The following is an 18,021-nucleotide window of genomic DNA, read 5'->3' as shown; positions in this document are numbered from 1 at the left end:
CCGCTGAGATCCGGTGCGGGCAGCAGTGAAACGTTTCGAACAGGCGCGCCGCGATCTCGACCATCGTATCGTGCGTTCCGGGTGAGGAGGGGAAGTTGAGCTTCATCGCGATCCTGTCGATCTTCGTATTGGCGTGCTTCGTCGGCTATTTCGTCGTCTGGTCGGTGACGCCGGCACTCCACACGCCGCTGATGGCGGTGACCAATGCGATCTCCTCCGTCATCATCGTCGGCGCGCTAATCGCCGCGGCGGCGAGCGGCAGCCCGAGCGCCAAATGGCTGGGGCTGCTGGGCGTCGTGCTCGCCAGCATCAACATCTTCGGCGGTTTCGCCGTCACGCAGCGCATGCTCGCGATGTACAAGAAGAAGGAGCGGCCGGCGGCTGCGAAGCACTGATCGGCATACCGGCGGCGGGCGCCGCCGGACGCACATGAAGCGGGGGGATCGAGGGTAGTGGAACAGGTCGCGGACAATCCCTGGGCGGCGCTCGCCTACCTTGTGGCGGGGGTCTGCTTCATCCTCGCACTGCGCGGGCTGTCGAGCCCGGCATCCAGCCAGCGCGGCAATCGCTACGGAATGATCGGCATGACGATCGCAGTGGTGACGACGCTGCTGACGCATGTGCCGACGATGCCGGTCGTCGCGCTGGGCGAGGTGGGCGGCTATGACTACGCCGCACTGCTGCAGCGCGTTGACACGCTGGCGGTGATCGAGATCCTGGCGGCGATCGGGGTTGGCGCGATCATCGGGATCGTCACCGCAAGGCGCATCGCGATGACGGCGATGCCGCAGCTCGTCGCCGCCTTCCACAGCCTCGTCGGGCTCGCCGCGGTGCTCGTGGCGGTCGCCGCCTATCTCAACCCGGTCGCCTTCGGGATCGCCGACGTCGTTACCCCGCTGATCGGCCAGCCGTTCGCGACGATCCATCCCGTCAGCCGGGTCGAGATGATCCTGGGTGTCGCGATCGGCGCAATCACCTTTTCCGGGTCGGTGATCGCGTTCCTCAAGCTCAACGGCAACATGGGCGGCGCGCCGATCCTGCTGCCGATGCGTCACGCGATCAATCTCGGTGTCGCGCTGATGATCGCCTATTTCGCCTTCGCCTTCTGGCTGACCGAGGCGCCCGCCAACTTCTGGATCGTCGTCGCGCTGTCGTTCGCGATCGGTTTCCTGCTGATCGTGCCGATCGGCGGCGCGGACATGCCGGTCGTCGTCAGCATGCTCAACAGCTATTCGGGCTGGGCGGCGGCGGCGATGGGCTTCACGCTGCACAACAGCGCGATGATCATCACCGGCGCGCTCGTCGGCTCTTCAGGCGCGATCCTCAGTTACATCATGTGCCGCGCGATGAACCGCAGCTTCATCAGCGTGATCGCGGGCGGCTTCGGTGCGGAGAGCGGCGGCAGCGGTGACGGCGCGGCGAAGGAGCAACGCCCGTGGAAGCGCGGCTCGGCGGAGGACGCCGCGTTCCTGATGACGCAGGCCGAACAGGTCATCATCGTGCCAGGATACGGCATGGCGGTGGCGCAGGCGCAGCACGTCCTGCGCGAGATGGCGGACAAGCTGAAGGAGGCCGGCGTGCGCGTGAAATACGCGATTCACCCGGTCGCCGGCCGCATGCCCGGCCACATGAACGTGCTGCTGGCCGAGGCCAACGTGCCGTACGATGAGGTGTTCGAACTGGAGGACATCAATTCGGAATTCGCGCAGACCGACGTCGCGTTCGTGATCGGGGCGAACGACGTGACCAATCCGGCGGCGAAGACCGACAAGACGTCGCCGATCTACGGCATGCCGATCCTCGACGTAGAGAAAGCGAAAACGGTGCTGTTCGTGAAGCGATCGATGGGCGGCGTCGGCTACGCCGGTGTCGACAACGACGTCTTCTACATGGACAACACGATGATGCTGCTGGCCGACGCCAAGAAAATGGTCGAGGAAATCGTTAAGGCGATCGACTAATGTGAATCATCCGAAGCGGAGGTTTTACGGCCGAAACGCGGATACGCGGCGCCGTTCCGGAGGTTGATCATTGCATGGCCTCAATGGGTCAGACGACATGTTCTGATCCGGTTCAGGGTGGGATATGCTGGGAACCAATTGGGACTATGGGTCCGACGCGGGACGACGGTTCGACGCACTGATCGTCGGCAGCGACGATGCCGCTGATACCGTATCGGCGGTGATCGCGCAGGCCGGGGGCCGTGTGCTGCCGGGCGTATCGTGGAACGACGCGCTTGATCGTTTGCAGACCTTGTCGGCCGTACCGGTGGTGGTGCTTAACGCCTGCGGAGTAGCCGAGGATACGCTCGCCGACATTCTTCCGGCGATCGATCATGAGGCCGCAGGGCGCGGGTTGCCGCTGGTTATCGGCACGGACATGGCGCGAATCGACGTCGTCGCCGCGTCGCTCGCCGCCGCGCGGTACGAAATCGTGTGCGATCCATCAGCTTTGGACTGGATCGCAGCGATCGCGGCCTGCGGCCTGTCGGACCGCTTCAGCCTGGGCGAGACCGTGCGCGAGAACGAGGCGGCGCGACTTGCGCGGCTGAACGCCGAAGTGGCGCGAATCGCCGAGGTGCTCGCTCGATTGTCGACGCGCGGGGCGGCATCCGGGGCGGCGCCGATCGATCGCAGTGACGATTTCGCCTCGGCGGCGGAAGATGCCGGTTCGTCCAGCGAGATCCGCCAGATCGTTCGGGCGCGCCGGCAGCGCGATCGCCATCTCGGGCCGGGGCTGTTCGAGGATCCCGGCTGGGACATGATGCTCGACCTGTATGCAGCGCATCTCGAGCGCGCGCAGGTGTCGGTATCCAGCCTGTGCATCGCGGCCGCGGTGGCGCCGACGACGGCGCTGCGCTGGATCGCGCGCATGACCGACGCGGGCATCTTCCGTCGTGAACCGGACCCGTTCGATCGCCGCCGTGCCTTCATGTTCCTGACCCCGCGCGGGTTGGAGGGCATGCGCCGCTATATCGCGTCCCTGCGCGCGATGGGGCTGCCGCTGGTCTGACGATCGGTCTTGTGCCGCGCGCAAACCACGCTACACCGCCGCTTCTCCCGCAAGGGGGCGCTTAGCTCAGCTGGTAGAGCGGCTCGTTTACACCGAGTAGGTCGGCGGTTCGAACCCGTCAGCGCCCACCAATTCAAACAATGCGCGACATTTCATGCCGTTGACGCGGCTATGCCACGTTGGTGCCATGAGTTGATGCGACGTTGGCCTGATGACGTCATTCCATCACGGTTCGTTCTATAGCGCGCTTGCTTTTGGTACCGCCCTTCTCATGGCGACGCCGTCAGCGGCGCAGGGCGGCGCGGTTCTTGGCCCGCACGCGGCGCGCTGCTCGGGCGGTGGCTCGGCGATCCTTGTTACCGTGGTTGGGCTCAAGAGCCGTACCGGCGCGATCCGCGTACGTACCTTCGGCGGGGCGCCCGCCAAGTGGTTCGAAAAGAAGACGTGGCTCGATCGTGTCGAAGTGCCGACGCCCTCGGCAGGCCCGATCCGCATTTGCATGCCGGTGCCGGCGCCGGGCAGCTACGCCGTCGATCTGCGGCACGACGTGAACGGTAATGGCAACACCGATCGAAGCGATGGGGGTGGCGCATCGGGCAATCCGCGCGTGACGCTGCTCGATTTTGTGTTCGGTCGCAAGCCGTCGCCCAAGGTTACCGCAGTCACTGTTGGGCGCGGCGTGACCGAGATCACGATCACCGCGATGTATCTTAGTGGCGGTGCACTTCGCCCCGTGGGGTAGCGCCGAAATAGTCAGGCGGGCGACAGCCGACCCTGTAGCTCGGCGATCGTCGCCGCCTGTTTCGCCGCCGCAGCGCGGGCTTGTGCGATCGTCGTCTCCAAGGGCGCATAAGGCGCCGCGAGATCGGCCGCACGCTCGCCGGCGATCGTCTCGAGATCGGTGACTACCTCGAGCGTCGCCGAGCGGAGCGAATCGAGTTCAGCCAAGGTCACCTGCGCATCGAGCCACGATTCGCTGCCAGCCGGCGCGCGCCCGGCGGAGGCCACCTTCTGCCGCGCGGTTGCGCTCGCGGCATCGAACGCCTTGACGCGCGCGGCGAGGGTAGCGCTGGTCGCGGCGATCCGGGTGTCGAGCGCGGGATCGGGCGCTGCGGGCACCGGAGGCGGCGCTGTCGGCTCCGCAAAGCTCTGCTGCTCTGCCGCGCGGGGAAGCAGGGGGGGATAGGATCGGCCCGTCGCGCTGCACCCGGCAAGCGCGACGCCGAGCATCAGGGGCAGGAGCGTGCGATGCGGTGACATGCCGTGATGCTTACGAAGCGAAAAAGAGTGGCGCAACGCCCTTGCGCAAACCCGAACCCGCTTATATTAGCGCGCCTCCACCGGGCGCCCGTAGCTCAGCTGGATAGAGCATCAGACTACGAATCTGAGGGTCGGACGTTCGAATCGTTCCGGGCGCGCCATTCTTCTTCGGAAGCGGTGGAGGATACAGGGGTGGCGAAAGCCGCCCCTTTTTCTTTGCCCGCGGCAAACGCCGCGCGGCAGTTCACTCGTAATCTATGACGATCGCGTCGGCGGCGGTGCGCGCGGCGGCACGTGCCTCGTCGACATCGGCAGCGCGCGCGAGTGCGACACCCATCCGACGATAGGGCCGCGTCGTCGGCTTGCCGAACAGCCGGACGTCGACCGCCTGCGCCTCTGTCGCCAGTGCATCGGCCAGCCCGCGATAGCTGAAGCGCGTCGCGTCGCGATCGGCGAGGATCACGGCGGAGGCGGCGGGGCCGACCACGGTTACGTCGGGAATCGGCAGGCCGAGGATCGCGCGCGCGTGCAACTCGAACTCGCTCAACGTCTGCGAGATCAGCGTCACCATACCAGTGTCGTGCGGGCGCGGCGAAAGTTCGGAGAAGATGACGCGGTCGCCGGCAACGAAGAACTCGACCCCGAACAGTCCGTAGCCGCCGAGATCGTCGACGACGCGGCGCGCCATGTCCTGCGCGTTGGCGAGCGCCGTGGCGGACATCGCGGCGGGCTGCCACGATTCGCGATAGTCGCCGCGTTCCTGGCGGTGACCGATCGGCGGGCAGAAGCACACGCCGACGCGCGTTCGCACCGTCAGTAGCGTGATCTCGTAATCGAAGTCGACGAACTGCTCGACGATGACCCGTCGCCGGTCGCCGCGCATGTTGTCGACCGCGTAGGTCCAGGCGCGGTCGAGCCCGTCCGCGTCACGGACCATGCTCTGGCCCTTGCCCGACGAGGACATCACGGGTTTGACGACGCACGGGAAGCCCACCGTCGCAGCAGCCGCGCGTGCTTCGGCCAGGCTCTCCGCATAGTCGTAGCGCGACGTGACGAGGCCCAGATCGCGCGCGGCGACGTCGCGGATCGCATCGCGGTTCATCGTCATCTGCGTGGCGCGGGCCGAAGGCACGACGGTGATGCCTTGCGCCTCGACTTCGGCGAGGATCTCGGTGCGGATCGCCTCAACCTCGGGAACAATATAGTCGGGGCGATGGCGGGCGATCGCGGCGCGCAGCAGATCGGGATCGAGCATCGAGAAGACGTCGGCCTCGTCGGCCATCTGCATCGCCGGGGCGTGCGCGTAGCTGTCGCACGCCACGACATAGGCACCGAGGCGCTTGGCCGAGATGGTGAATTCGCGGCCGAGTTCCCCCGACCCGAGCAGCATGATCTTGGCGATATGGGTCACGGAAGAAGCCTCGTTGCGAATGAGCTACGTTGCTCAGGGGTGGCCATCGTCCGCGCACTAGGCAAGTGCGATTGCGCAGCGGTGTCGCCGGCGGCATCACGCGCTGGCGCACGCCTCGTCGGTCGACGCCGCGGTCAAGGCGATACGCTGTAGCAGATCGTCTTCGCGCACGATCGCGATCGGAGAGCCGGCAGCGCGAAGCTCGTCCGCCCGTCGGTGGGCGGGGCTGGCGTGGAAGAAGCGGCCGTAGGGTTGGTCGTTCGCAACGACGAGCATCGTGGTCGTCGGGCCGACCGAGGCGACGACGCGGGCGCCGGCCTGCGCGAGTGCCTGCGCCAAGGTGCCGTTGCGTTTGGCGCCGAGCAGGGCGATCCGCTCACCCTTCAGTGGGCCGTCGGCGGCGGGCCGGGGCACGGGGGCGGCGCGGGTGGCGGCGGGCTTGAGCCATGCTGCAAGGTCGATGCCGGTATGTTCGATTGCGCGGACGATCACCATGCCCGCCGCGCGCGCGTCGCTAAGCGCGTCGTGGTGCTTGTGGCGCAGGCCAAGGAACTTGGCGAGCGCGCTCAGACGGTGGCTCGGCAGATCGGGCCAGGCGCGCTGTGCGACGCGCACGCTGTCGAGCCACGTCGCCTCGATCGCGGGCTTCTCGTGCGCGCGGCACGCCGCTGCGAGCGCGCTCTTGTCGAACAGTGAGTGCGCAACGGTGACGCGACCACCGAGGTGGCCGTCGACCGCGGCATGAATGCCGGCAAAGGTCGGCTGGTTCATCACGTGATCCTCGCACAGGCCGTGGATCCGCGTGTTGAAGGGCGAGAATTCGTCACACGGATCGACGAGCGATTCGTACGCGAACAGCTCCCGGCCGGCGCGAAAGCCGACGATGCCGATCTGGCAGATGCTGCTGACGCGCGCGCAGGCGGTCTCCACGTCGACGACCACGAAATCGGGCACGGCGGGATCGGGTGAGAAGGCGGGCGCGTCGGCCGGAACGATCATCGGCGGAACATATCATGGCCGAATGCCGGGCGTACAGGGGCCGTACTGTGCGCCGGGCGGGCGTTGGACAGCGACATCGCAGCGCCGGTTCAGCTTAGGCCGTTTAGCGAGATGCGGCGAAGCACGGTGAGGAAGGCGATCAGGTGGCTGTTCGTGTGAAGTGGTTGGCCGCGCTGTGCGGGCTGGGCGTAACGATCTCGGCGGCAGCGCAGGTAACCCGCTCGCCCGAGCCGCGCGGGGTCTATCGGCTGACACCGGGGATCTATGTCGAGCAGGGGACCGGCTGTGCCGCGCCGCCCAATGCATCGATCCGGCGCTACGACGGTCGGGGGATCAGCGGCGCCCATTCGCGAGCTTGCCGCGTCACGATGCTGTCGCGCAGGGGCAATCGGTACAGCGTGTCGCAAAGTTGCATCGATGCCGGCGCCGGGCCTGCGCCGCGATCGAGCGAGCGGCAGGTGGTGACGGTACGCGATGCGACGACCTTCACGCTGCGTCGCGGCGCGTCGGCCTCGACCTTCCGCTACTGTCCGATCGCGCAACTGCCTGCCGACCTTCGCGAGTATGCGCGATGATCCGACGGTTGCTGCTTGCGATGAGCGCGGTGCTGGCGGGATGCGCGGGCAATCTTCCCGCGCCGCATTCCGCGACCAGGACCGCGGAGACGATCACGGTTTCGGTTGGGCCATGTTTCGGCTTCTGCCTGGTCTATACCGTCAGCATGGCCGCGAATGGCGAGGTGGTGTTCGACGACGCACGGCATACGGCGGCGCTGGGCGAGCGCCGTCGGAAGATCGATGCAGCGGTCTACCGTGCCATCGCTGCCGAGCTTGCCCGATTTCGACCGCGAGCCGAGGAACAGCGCGAGGTCGCGTGCCGGGTGAAGGTATGCGATCAGGCGTCGTACGACGTGACGTGGACCGGTGCCGCTGGTGCAAGGCACGTGATCCACGCCGCCGGCGGGTGTCGGGACGGCGAGGGTGCAGCACTAGAGGCCGTGCTGCGGACCCTACCCAAACGGCTCGGCATCGCCGAATGGGCGCAGCAGAGGACCTATCCCGGCACGTCGCGCGGCTGACCTGCACGCTTCAGTGCTGCGCGGCGGCCATCCGCGTTCGCTCAGCACCCGCCACCGTCGCCGCAGCCGACGAGCGACGACCCACTGCCCAGATCAGCCCCGCCATCGCCAGGATCGCGGCGTCGAGCGCGAAGTTTGCAGTCGGGCCGGGATAGGTCGCGGCGGCGTGGCCGAGTGCAGTCACACCGAGCGCACCGACCGTCACTGTACGCAGGTGCAGCGCCGCGATGAGCGCGGGCCGCACGCCGGCGGCAAGCAGCAGCGCGGCGAGGAACAGCCAGAAGCAGGTGACGAGCGGTGCCTGCGGGCCGACTGTCGCGCGCAGCCAATAGGCGAGGATCAGCCCCAGCGGCGTACCCCAGACGATCACTGTCCAGCTCGCCTCGAGCCGGTGGCTGCCATGCCCGCGGCGGCGGCGCTTGCCGAGCCACAAGGTGGTTCCCGTCGCGGTGACGATGCACAGCGCTAAGCCGAGCAGGATATAGGCGATCTCGACCGGCAGGCCGGCATAGTTGCCGAAATGAAGATTGTAGGCGGACGCGGCGGCCTGCTGCCCCAGCGCGCCGTCGGACAGACCGACCGGCCCATGCCAGCGGCCTTCGCCGTCGAAACGATAGGTCTCGCCGTAGATCAGTCGCCGGGGATGCTCGGCAATCACCTGAACGTGCTGCCCGCGCGTGCCGGGATCGTGAACGATGACGTAGGTCGGTGTCGCCTGCGGCACGCGATCATGCACCGCATGCAGCGCCGCCGCGACGTTCGGCAGCGACCCGCGCGCCGCATTCGGCGCCGGCTCGTCGCCGAACACGCGCGCGTAGACCTTTTCGAGGTCGCCCCCGGTATAGCCGCGCGCCAATGCGCTGACCCCGACACTGCCGAGCCCGATAAAGGCCCCCGTCAGCGTCACGGCGAGCGCGAAGGGCAGCGTCCACACGCCCAGCCTGTTGTGCCAATCGGCGCGCGCGATCTGCGGATCATGGCGCGTGCGCAGCAGAAAGGCGTCGCGCACGATGCGCGGGTGCGCGAGCACGCCGGTGACGACGAGCGCGGCCAGCGCCACGCCAAGCGCCCCGACGAGAATCATGCCCCATGTCATCGGGAGGTGCAGATACTCGTGCAGCCCGATGAGGAATTCGGTCCAGCTGTGCGCTTCGGGCGCGACGATGCGGCCGGCGCCGTCGACGTACCAGGCGGCGTGATCGGTGGTGACGACGGCGCGGGGCAGATCGGGCGTCGGCATGCGGATATAGAGGTGCGTCGTGGGCGGCTTGCCGGCTTCGCCCGCGACCACCGCCGTCATCGCCGCCTGCGCCGCGGTCGGCGAGAGGACCGCGCTCTCCACGACACTGGGCTCTTCCCACCGTTGCCAGCGATCGTGGATGACAATGATCGAGCCGGTCAGCGCGATGATGTAGATCAGCGCGCCCGCGAGCAGGCCGAGTGCGGCATGGCCGCCCAACGCGCGTTGCACCAGCGTCTGACGCGGCGGCCCGCTCATGCGACGAGCCAGAGCAGCGTGCCGGACAGCGCGGTCAGGGCTACGGGGGCGATCATCTGTACCGGGCCGGGCCGGGTCATCTGCCATACCATCAGCGCGCTCCAGATCATCGGCTGCAGGAAAAGCGTGAGGACGATCGCGTCCGCTTCCCCGCTCCCTGCGCGCCGGGCAAGCGCCTGGGCACCATAGGCGCACCACTGCGCGGCGACGAATGCGACCGGCACGACCAGGAGGAAGACGGCGACGCGGCGACTGAGATCGCCACCGTTGCGCGGCAGCGCTATCGCGGGCGCCTCGCGCGGCGCGCGGCGCGTGCGGGCGGGGGCAGTGGTGCCGGCGTAGAAAATGAGCGCGAGTGCGACGACAATCCCGGCGACGGTGCCGAGCGCGATGCCCCACGCGCCGTCCGCCCAAGCCAGCCAGCAGAGCGCGACGCCGCCGAGCGCCCAGCCGACGACGCCGAGGCTGCGCCGCCCGCTCCATCCGGCGCGGATCAGCAGCGTCGCGGCGACGATGACGAGGAGCGGGGCGGCGATCACGTCAGAAGCCGATGCCGGGCCCGAAGCGCACGCTGATCGTGCCAAGCACCGTGCGGGGCGCGCCGAAATAGCCGCCGTCGAAGTTCACCGCGGTCAGATATTTGGCGTTGGTGACGTTGCGTACGTTGATACCTGCGGCGACATTTGGGGTCAGTTCGTAGCGGGCGAGCAGATCGAGCAGCGCGTAGCTGCCCTGGCGCGCCGTCCGCGTCGGCGTGAAGATGCGGCTCTGATACTGGCCAGAGGCGCCGAGCTTCAGCTGTGGCAGGGCGGGGGGCGAGTAGCTGACATTCAGTCGGCCGGTGTTGCGCGGCACGAACAGGCGAGCGGCGTCGCCATTCTCATCCTCGATCCGCATCAGCGTATAACCGCCGGTCGCTTGCAGCCCGGGCGCGAGCTGCCCGCCGACCTCGATCTCAATGCCTTCGGAGCGCGCGTCGACGCCGCGCGAGATCGTGCGGCCGCCGACGAAGTCGATCGCCTCCGCAGTGTTGTCCTGCCGCGTGCGGAACAGCGCGACGGTGGCGTTGAGCCGCCCGTCGAACCATTCGCCCTTTATACCGGCTTCGAGATTGTTGCCGCGGATCGGATCGAGGATGCGGAAGTCCGCGCCGATCGCCGTCTGCGGATTGAAGATCGTGGCATAGCTTGCGTACAGGCTGAGGTTCGGCGTCACGTCGAACGTCGCGCCGGCGAACGGCAGGAAGCGCGTGTTGTCGAAATTGGTGTCGACGCCGTAGGAAAAGCCCTTGCTGACGGCGTGGGTGACGTTGCCGCCGAGCATCACCTTGAGCGGATCGGCGAGGTTTAGCCGGACGAGGCCATAGACCGTCTGGCGCCGCGTCTGCGTGTTCTGGCTTGATGCATAGGCGGTTGAGAATTCGGTCGGGAAGTTCGGCTTCGGGAAATTGCCGTCGAGCAGATCGGGGAAGGGCAGCAGCTGGCCGATCAGTGCATTGTCGTAGCTCGACGACTGCTTGTAATCCTGCGCGCTGCGGTTGACGCCGATGTTCACGTCATGCTGGCGACCGAACAGTGTCACCGGGCCGGTGATATAGCCTTCCATCGTCAGGTTGCGCGTCTGCGCGCGAAAGGCGCCGGGATAGGCTTTAATGCCAAGATCATCGAACGGATTCGCCGGATCGCGCAGGTCGATGCCGCCCGGTGCGCCGCGAACGGGCGCATCGTAGACGTAGAACAGCTCGTCGGCCTCGCTCGTCGCGCGGCGGACCGCGCTGAACCGCGCGATCCAGCCATTGTCGAAGCGGTGCGTGATGTCGCCGAAGATCTGCCGATCGATGATGTTCCAGTTCGACCAGTCGGGCGCGACATTGGCCGAGCGATCATAGTCGATCCGCGTGCCGTCGGTGTAGTTGAGCGGCAGTGCGCCCCACATCGCGCCGCGGCTCTGGTGATCTTGATGGCCGTAGCCCGCGCTGACGACGGTGCTTGGCCCGATATCGGCCTCGACGATGCCGTAGCCGACCCAACGGCGCAGGCCGTAGCGGTCGAGATGGCTGTCAGTATCGGTGAAAGCGCCCACCGCGCGCGCGCGGACGCTGCCGTCGCTGGTCAACGGCACGCTGACGTCCGCCTCTAGCCGGACGTTGTCGAACGAACCGTATTGCGCCGAGGCGCGCACCTGCGTGTCGCGCGTCGGGCGCTTGCGGATGAAGTTGACCACTGCCGACGGGTTACCGGTCGACGAGAGCAGGCCGGGGGCGCCGCGCACCACCTCGATATGATCGTAGAAGGCGGTGTCGATCGACCCGGTCTGGATGCCGAAGGCGAAGGGCACGCCGATGCCGTCGATCTGGAACGTCTGGATGTCGAAGCCGCGCGCCGAGAAATAGACGCGATCGGTCTCGTTCGCCTGGACGTTGACGCCCGGCACGGTCGTCAGCAGCGTGTTGACGTCGTTCAGCTGGAAGTCCTCGATCTGGGCGCGCGTGACGACGCTGATCGACTGCGGCGTCTCGCGCTGCGTCAGGTTGAGGCGCGTCGCGGTCGTCTCGCCGCGGATCGTATAATCGTCGTTACCTTCGGTTCGCTGTCCGGTGACGACGATATCGGCAACGGTCTGCGGTTCAGCGGCTTCTGCGGGTGCGGTGGTAATGGCGGCTGCCGATGCTAGCAGCCCGAAAATCGTCAACAACGTCTCTACTCCCCCCAAGGGTCGAGACGCGGACTAGCCAGGCATCGGTGCTATTGCAAGTCGTTCGCAATCGCATTGTTCATATCGTTTTGTTGCTATGCGGAGATGCAATGATGATCGGCGGGCAAGCGCATATATTAAAACCATAATCCAACCGTCGTTCCTGGCCGATATTCGATCGGTGCGCGTCACGCGCGCAAATCGTCGCCGCGCGCTTCCAACCGCGCGACAAGATCGGGAATGCGCGAATCGCCGGAATCCAGCGACAGCGCGCGCCGCCCGGCCACGAGCGCCTCGACCTCGCGTCCCGCCTGGCTCAATGCGACGGCGTACATGCCGAGCGCGATCACGTCGTCCGGCGCCACGTCGAGGCGCCGCTTTAGATGCGCCGCCGCCTCGTCGAAGCGCTGCCGAGTGGACGCGATCGTGGCGAGTTGCCGCGATGCTTCGGGGGATTGTTCCGGCGACTTGAGCAGCGAGACGATCGCGTGCGCCGCATCGTGATCGCCGGCACCGAGAAACTGCTGCGCGTAATAGGTGATCTGCTCGGGCGTCCCGCCGGCCAGCGCCGCGGCCTGCAGCAGCCGCTGGTGTTCGGCTTCCTCACCGCGATCGCGATAGAATAGCGCGAGCCGCGCCAGGACGTCGGGATTGGCGACGAAGGTCGTCTCGGCCTTCTGCATCAGGCGGCGGTGTTCATCATCGCGGCCCTGACGCTGCATCTGCACCATCACCGCCTCGAGCATCGCCCAATTGCCGGCGATCTGCGCGAAGGCACGCTCCCGCTGCTCTTCCGCCGCGGCATCCTCGCCGACCGACTGGAGCAGCCAGGCGAAGCGAAATCCCTCTGCCGTTTCCGCACCCGAACCGTGCAGCGTGCACAGGCGCTTCCGTGCGGTCTCGGTATCCCCGGTGGCGATTTCATAATGGGCGAGGTCGAGCGGCAATCCGTGCAGCGTCGGATCGGCGGGGCCATCGCGCAGTCCCTGATAGAGCGGCGCTGCATCGTCGATCGCGCCGCCCATCACCGCGGTGCTGAACGCCATCGCCTGCTCGTACTGGCTGGTCGCCGCGTCGACGACATAGGCCTCGACGACGCGCGCCATGATGCGGCCCACGAACGCCTGTTCGATATGGATGAGGTCGTTCATCCATACCGACGCCTGTTTGGTGAGCATCACGCTCTCGTACGACGGGAAATAATCGACGCGATCATTGTCCTGCGTAACCGTGCCTGCCACCGCGCGCAGAACGCTTTTCGACATCATGTTGGCGACGATGACGTCGTCGGTGGTAAAGGTGGTTTCCAGCGGCACCGGGGAGGTGGTGATGAGCACCTTGGTACGCGGATTGCGGAGCAGAACGCTGAGCGCCTGACGCGTCGCCGACAATGCGCGCGCGTAATCGAGCGGCTTGAAACCAAAATGCTTCGCGTCCGGATGGCGCAGCACGCGCGGGTGCATCTCGATCGACTGGTCGACGCGTGTATCCCACCATGTCTCGATCAGCCCGAGCGTGACGACGGCGAGATCGCAGTCGAACGCGGTGCGTAGCCACGAATAGATCAGCCGGCGCCGTGCCATCTGTTCGTCGAACGGCAGGCCAAAGCCGGGATCGGCGCGCGCGTGCAGATCGACGTAGCGATCCTCGGCCAGTTGCAGCAGCAGGGGCATCACGTCCTGCTCGGTCAGCGTGTCGTCACGATCATAGATCGTACGTGCCCATTCGAGCTCCTGCGCGATCGAGGTGGGCGTATATTTGTTGAAGATCTCCGCGCCGTAGGCTGCGGTCAGCGCGCTGTTCGACCGCGTCAGCGTGACGGCGGGGACGGCGAAGCCGAGCCGGTCGAGATGCGTCTCGATGTTGCGTGCGAAGCAGCTGCCCATCGTGAACACGGTTGCGCCCTTCGCAACGGTGAAGCTGGGGCGCAGCACGGGCCAGCATTCAGGCTCGAGGCGGTTGGGCTCGCCCCGAGCCGGCCAGGTCGCCGCGCTGTTCGCGCCCGGACGGCGAGCCGCCTCACGGAAGGGGATCATGCCGTCAATCATTGCCGAAACGTAGCGGAGGGGGGAAGCCGTGACAATGCGACTAGCGCTTGGCCTGATGCGTGGTCGACGCTGCAACCTACTGAAAGCAGAGGCGCAGCGTCCGACCCGAAATGGATCAGTCGCGCAGAGCTTCCTTCACCTTGTCGGCCGCCTTGGCAATCACGCCTTTCTCGGCCTCCTCCGCTTCCGCCTTCGTCTTGAATGCCGCGCCTTCCGGTTCGGCCGGCGGAGCGTAGACCGAGAACAGTTTCAGCTCACCGCTGCCCTTGTTGACGATATTGTGCTCCGCGCCCTTCGGCACGACGACGAGGTGGTTCGCCCCCGCTGTCGTCGTGTGGCCGTCGATGACGACCTTGGCTTCGCCTGACACGATGAAGGTCGTTTGGTCGGCGGGGTGCGTCTCGGCGCCGATCTCTTCACCGGCGGGGATACTCATCAGTACGATCTGAACCTTGCGATCGCGATACACTTCCTTCTGCCACAGTGTGTTGCGGGTCGCGAGCTCGACCATGTCCTTGTTGAAGATCGCCATCGTTCTGCCTTTTGAAGGTGTAGCCGGGACGACGCGCGCCCGGGGCAAGCGTTCCGAGACACGCGCGCGGTCAGTCGAAAATCGCGTCGCGATGCGCACCGATCAGGCCGCGCAGGTCGACCTTGGCCTTCAGCCGCGCGCACAGCAGCGCAGTGCCGCTAACCTTGCGCTGGACGAACAGCGTGTCGATCGGTGGCAGATGCCAGGTGCTGCGATCCTGCGCCATCGCCATGGCCTCCTCGCGCAGTACCTGGACGAAGGCGCGGTCGCCGAAATCGAACGGGCCGGGACGGTGGAGTTCGGCGACGATAACGTCGATCATCCGCGCGACGATCGCGGCGTGGCGATCGGCGGCAGCGTCGCCGAGGAAGCCCGCTTCGATCGCCGCGGTGCGAATCTCGGCCGCATTCTCGTCGAGTCCCGCCATTAGCAGACGGTGATAGCCCGCCTGCGTCCGCGGCTGGACCGGGCGAGCGGCACCGAAATCGAGCAGGACGAGGCGGCCCGTATCCGTCTGCCAGCGATAGTTGGCGAAATTGGGATCGGTCTGCATCAGGCCCCAGCCGAACAACTCGCGCAGGACGAGGGTGACCAGCGCGGTGGCGGCGCGATCGCGCACTTCCTGCGGAGCGTCCTCCAGCGTCTCGATCGGGCTGCCGGCGACGAACTCCATCGCCAGCACGCGCGCGGTGCTGAGTTCGGGAACGGCGGCCGGGACGACATAGGCGGGATCGTCGCCGATCCGCGCGCGATACCGCTCGAGCATCTCGCGCTCGCGCAGGTAATCGGCTTCCTCGTGCAGCTGGCGCTTGGCTTCGACGAGCAGCGTCGCGACGTCGAGCTCGCGCGGGAGCAGGCCCGACACGCGCAGCAGCGTCGCGACATTGTCGACGTCGGCGTCGATGCTCTCCGCGACGCCGGGATATTGCACCTTGATCGCGATCGTGCGGCCGTCGGGAAGGTCCGCGCGATGCACCTGCCCGATCGAGGCGGCAGCGATCGGATGCGCCTGGAAGTGGCGGAAACGCCGGCGCCAGTCGCGGCCCCATTCCTGCACCAGCACGCGATCAAGCTGCGGCGGCGGCATGTGGTGCGCATTGTCGCGTAGCCGGGCGAGAATTGCGGTGAGTTCGGGCGGGAGCAGGTCGCCCGCGTCCATCGAGATCATCTGCCCAAGCTTCATCGCCGCGCCGCGCAAATGTGCCAGCTGATCGGCAACGCGCGCGGCGTTGCCCGGCGTCAGCAGCAGATCGCCCATGCGCGGACGCTCGCCGGCGGCAATGCGGCGCGTCCCTTCCGCGAGCATGCCGCCGGCGACGCCGCCAGCCAGCCGCCCGAAGCGCCCGAAGCGTGCCATCCGTCCGCTCGGCACAGCCCGGCCGCCACCCTGTTCTGCCATCTGCCGCGCCGTCCTTGTGCCGAGAAGGCGCCGCGGCAGGCGGCCGCGCGCCGTTACCGGTTCAAAGCGCGGGTGAACGCCGCGTTCCATCGCCGGGCGACAAAGCCGGCAACGCGAGCGATCAGGCCTTCGCCGACTTGCCGGTGAAGGCGGCGATGCGATCGCGCATGTCGGGCCCGACGCCCTCGTTCTCGAGCACCTCATATTGCAGCCCGGCGTCGAGCACCTGGCCGTCGGTGACGTCGAGCAGCCGCTTGTTGGCAGCGTGGCTGAACGCAGAATTGGCGGCGATGCGGCCGGCGAGCGCGGCGATCTCGTCATCGAACCGGTCGAGCGGGACGACCTGCTCGGCGAGCCCAATACGGTGCGCCTCGGCCGCATCGATCATGTCGGCAGTGAACATCAGCCGCTTGGCGGTGGCGACGCCGACCCGTCGTGGCAGCCGCTGGCTCATTCCCCAGATCGGGGTCAGCGCCCATTTGGCGTGCGTGTCGCCGAAGCGCGCATTGTCCGCGGCAACGATGAAGTCGCACGCGAGCGCGACTTCGAGCGCGCCGGTGTAGCAGTGGCCGTGGACGGCGGCGATCACCGGCATCGGCAGCTTCTCCAGGAACCGCAGCGTCTCGCTATGCCAGCCGCGCGACGGCACGTCCTCGCCGCTCGCGATATCGGCGAGATCGTGTCCGGCGGAAAAGCATTTGCCCGCCCCGCGCAGGACGACGCAAACGACCGACTTATCGGTTTTAAGATCGACGACATGCGCGCGAAGTTCGCGAAAGACGCCCACGGTCAGCGCGTTGAGCTTGTCGGGGCGGTTGAGCGTCAGTAGCGCCCAGCCGTCTCGATCGTCGCGGGTGACCAGATCGCCCATCATCACTCTCCATGCTCGTTCGTCGTTCTTGTGCCGGTATGGCCGGGCAGTGACGTAGCGTAAAGCAGCGGGCATCGAATTCACCGACGGTGTGCGGCACGCTGCTGCCAAACAACGACAGGACAAGGAGAGGGCAGCATGCGCGACGCCGAGCCGATCATCGAGCCGGATCTGCCGATCATCGATCCGCACCACCATTTGTGGGATTTCCAGCCGATGCTGCCGCGGATGCCCGAGATCGCGCATCCGTTCGGGCGGATATCGCGCCAGTCGCCGCGTTATCTATTCGACGAACTCTACGCCGATTGCCGCGCGAGCGGGCACAACGTCTTCGCCACCGTGTTCCTGCAATGCGGTGCCTTCTATCGCGCCAATGGGCCGGCGGAACTGAAGCCGGTGGGCGAGGTGGAGTTCGTCAACGGCGTCGCGGCGCAGTCGGCGAGCGGGATCTACGGGCCGTTTCGCGCCTGCGCCGGGATCGTGGGACAGGCCGATCTGATGCTTGGCGACACCGTCACCGCGGTGCTGGAGGCGGAGATCGCGGCGGGCAACGGGCGGTTTCGCGGGATACGCCATATCGGTGCGTGGGATGCCGATCCGACGGTGCTAGGTCCGCTCGGCCATGCGCCGGCCGGGCTCTACGCCGACGCGACGTTCCGCGCCGGCTTCGCCCAGCTTGGGCCGCTTGGCCTGACGTTCGACGCGTGGGTGCTCGAGCCGCAGATCGGCGAGGTCGCGGCGCTGGCCCGTGCGTTCCCGGACCAGCCGATCGTGCTCGACCACGTCGGCACGCCGCTCGGGCTCGGCAGCTACGACGGGCGGCAGCGCGAGCGCTTCGATGGCTGGGCGGCGGCGATCCGCGATCTTGCGCAATGCCCCAATGTGACGGTCAAGCTCGGTGGGCTGGCGATGCCGTTCTGCGCGCTGGGCGATCTCGGACCCGACGCGCGACCGACGTCCGACATACTCGCCGAGCTGTTCCGCCCGTATGTCGAGACGTGCATCGAGGCGTTCGGTGCCGAACGCGCGATGTTCGAGAGCAACTTTCCGGTCGATCGCTGGGGCGCGGATTATGCGACGCTGTGGAACGCGTTCAAGCGTATCGCGGCGGGCGCGAGCGCGGCGGAGAAACGCGAACTCTTCGCCGGGGCGGCAGCGCGCTTCTATCGGCTCGATCTCGACGCGTTGATCGGGTGACGCTTAAGGGGCGGGGCGCGCC

Annotated in this window: 17 protein-coding genes and 2 tRNA genes; 9 read left to right on the top strand and 10 right to left on the bottom strand. The window is 67.1% G+C overall.

Annotated elements, in window-relative coordinates:
• Positions 1-95 precede the first annotated feature (95 nt).
• From F1C10_RS06495 to F1C10_RS06475, 5 genes are all read left to right on the top strand, one after another.
• Complete coding sequence (locus F1C10_RS06495) at positions 96-395, top strand: NAD(P) transhydrogenase subunit alpha (RefSeq protein ID WP_185209694.1); 300 nt, start codon at positions 96-98, stop codon at positions 393-395.
• Between the two features lie 57 nt (positions 396-452).
• Positions 453-1,961 carry an NAD(P)(+) transhydrogenase (Re/Si-specific) subunit beta gene (locus F1C10_RS06490; RefSeq protein ID WP_185209693.1) on the top strand — a complete coding sequence of 503 codons (1,509 nt, stop codon included), beginning with the start codon at positions 453-455 and terminating at the stop codon, positions 1,959-1,961.
• A 124-nt stretch (positions 1,962-2,085) separates the two neighbouring features.
• A complete protein-coding gene (locus tag F1C10_RS06485) occupies positions 2,086-3,012 on the top strand; it encodes a hypothetical protein (protein ID WP_185209692.1) in 927 nt (308 codons plus the stop codon).
• A 55-nt stretch (positions 3,013-3,067) separates the two neighbouring features.
• Positions 3,068-3,143 (top strand) — tRNA-Val (locus tag F1C10_RS06480).
• Between the two features lie 140 nt (positions 3,144-3,283).
• Positions 3,284-3,754 (top strand): DUF2141 domain-containing protein, encoded by a 471-nt coding sequence (locus F1C10_RS06475; protein ID WP_185209691.1) that lies wholly within the window; start codon positions 3,284-3,286, stop codon positions 3,752-3,754.
• 11 nt (positions 3,755-3,765) lie between these two features.
• Here F1C10_RS06475 and F1C10_RS06470 read toward each other — a convergent pair whose 3' ends face one another.
• Complete coding sequence (locus tag F1C10_RS06470) at positions 3,766-4,272, bottom strand: hypothetical protein (RefSeq protein WP_185209690.1); 507 nt, start codon at positions 4,270-4,272, stop codon at positions 3,766-3,768.
• Positions 4,273-4,356: 84 nt separating this feature from the next.
• On the opposite strand from F1C10_RS06470, the gene F1C10_RS06465 reads away from it, so the two are divergent.
• A tRNA-Arg gene (locus F1C10_RS06465) sits at positions 4,357-4,433 on the top strand.
• Positions 4,434-4,516: 83 nt separating this feature from the next.
• On the opposite strand, the gene purT is transcribed toward F1C10_RS06465, so the two are convergent.
• Both purT and F1C10_RS06455 read right to left on the bottom strand, forming a co-directional pair.
• The gene (purT, locus tag F1C10_RS06460) at positions 4,517-5,683 is read right to left on the bottom strand and encodes a formate-dependent phosphoribosylglycinamide formyltransferase (RefSeq protein ID WP_185209689.1); all 1,167 of its coding nucleotides are present in this window, start codon (positions 5,681-5,683) and stop codon (positions 4,517-4,519) included.
• 96 nt (positions 5,684-5,779) lie between these two features.
• Positions 5,780-6,682 carry an exonuclease domain-containing protein gene (locus tag F1C10_RS06455; protein WP_185209688.1) on the bottom strand — a complete coding sequence of 301 codons (903 nt, stop codon included), beginning with the start codon at positions 6,680-6,682 and terminating at the stop codon, positions 5,780-5,782.
• A gap of 155 nt (positions 6,683-6,837) precedes the next feature.
• Between F1C10_RS06455 and F1C10_RS06450 the strand changes: the two genes are divergently transcribed.
• Both F1C10_RS06450 and F1C10_RS06445 read left to right on the top strand, forming a co-directional pair.
• Complete coding sequence (locus F1C10_RS06450; protein WP_185209687.1) at positions 6,838-7,257, top strand: hypothetical protein; 420 nt, start codon at positions 6,838-6,840, stop codon at positions 7,255-7,257.
• Positions 7,254-7,760 carry a DUF6438 domain-containing protein gene (locus tag F1C10_RS06445; RefSeq protein ID WP_185209686.1) on the top strand — a complete coding sequence of 169 codons (507 nt, stop codon included), beginning with the start codon at positions 7,254-7,256 and terminating at the stop codon, positions 7,758-7,760. The genes F1C10_RS06450 and F1C10_RS06445 overlap by 4 nt, the downstream gene beginning before the upstream one ends.
• Before the next feature lie 10 nt (positions 7,761-7,770).
• On the opposite strand, the gene F1C10_RS06440 is transcribed toward F1C10_RS06445, so the two are convergent.
• The 7 genes from F1C10_RS06440 to F1C10_RS06410 form a co-directional block, all read right to left on the bottom strand.
• A complete protein-coding gene (locus tag F1C10_RS06440) occupies positions 7,771-9,258 on the bottom strand; it encodes a PepSY domain-containing protein (protein ID WP_185209685.1) in 1,488 nt (495 codons plus the stop codon).
• Complete coding sequence (locus F1C10_RS06435) at positions 9,255-9,797, bottom strand: hypothetical protein (protein ID WP_185209684.1); 543 nt, start codon at positions 9,795-9,797, stop codon at positions 9,255-9,257. Before F1C10_RS06435 ends, F1C10_RS06440 begins: the two co-directional genes overlap by 4 nt.
• A gap of 1 nt (position 9,798) precedes the next feature.
• Positions 9,799-11,952: a TonB-dependent siderophore receptor gene (locus F1C10_RS06430; RefSeq protein ID WP_185209683.1), complete on the bottom strand. Its 2,154-nt coding sequence runs from the start codon at positions 11,950-11,952 to the stop codon at positions 9,799-9,801.
• A gap of 188 nt (positions 11,953-12,140) precedes the next feature.
• The gene (locus F1C10_RS06425) at positions 12,141-13,988 is read right to left on the bottom strand and encodes a GSCFA domain-containing protein (RefSeq protein ID WP_185209682.1); all 1,848 of its coding nucleotides are present in this window, start codon (positions 13,986-13,988) and stop codon (positions 12,141-12,143) included.
• 127 nt (positions 13,989-14,115) lie between these two features.
• Positions 14,116-14,532, bottom strand: coding sequence for a cupin domain-containing protein (locus tag F1C10_RS06420; RefSeq protein ID WP_185209681.1), 417 nt, complete (start codon positions 14,530-14,532; stop codon positions 14,116-14,118).
• Between the two features lie 70 nt (positions 14,533-14,602).
• Positions 14,603-15,931 (bottom strand): AarF/ABC1/UbiB kinase family protein, encoded by a 1,329-nt coding sequence (locus F1C10_RS06415; protein WP_219729794.1) that lies wholly within the window; start codon positions 15,929-15,931, stop codon positions 14,603-14,605.
• Between the two features lie 121 nt (positions 15,932-16,052).
• Positions 16,053-16,802 carry an enoyl-CoA hydratase/isomerase family protein gene (locus F1C10_RS06410; RefSeq protein WP_185209679.1) on the bottom strand — a complete coding sequence of 250 codons (750 nt, stop codon included), beginning with the start codon at positions 16,800-16,802 and terminating at the stop codon, positions 16,053-16,055.
• Positions 16,803-16,940: 138 nt separating this feature from the next.
• Between F1C10_RS06410 and F1C10_RS06405 the strand changes: the two genes are divergently transcribed.
• Positions 16,941-17,999 (top strand): amidohydrolase, encoded by a 1,059-nt coding sequence (locus F1C10_RS06405; RefSeq protein WP_185209678.1) that lies wholly within the window; start codon positions 16,941-16,943, stop codon positions 17,997-17,999.
• Positions 18,000-18,021 lie beyond the last annotated feature (22 nt).

The organism is Sphingomonas sp. NBWT7 (assembly GCF_014217605.1).
Classification (GTDB): Bacteria; Pseudomonadota; Alphaproteobacteria; order Sphingomonadales; family Sphingomonadaceae; genus Sphingomonas.
Note: the sequence above shows the minus strand (reverse complement) of the source record. Positions and strands in the feature narration are given on the sequence as shown.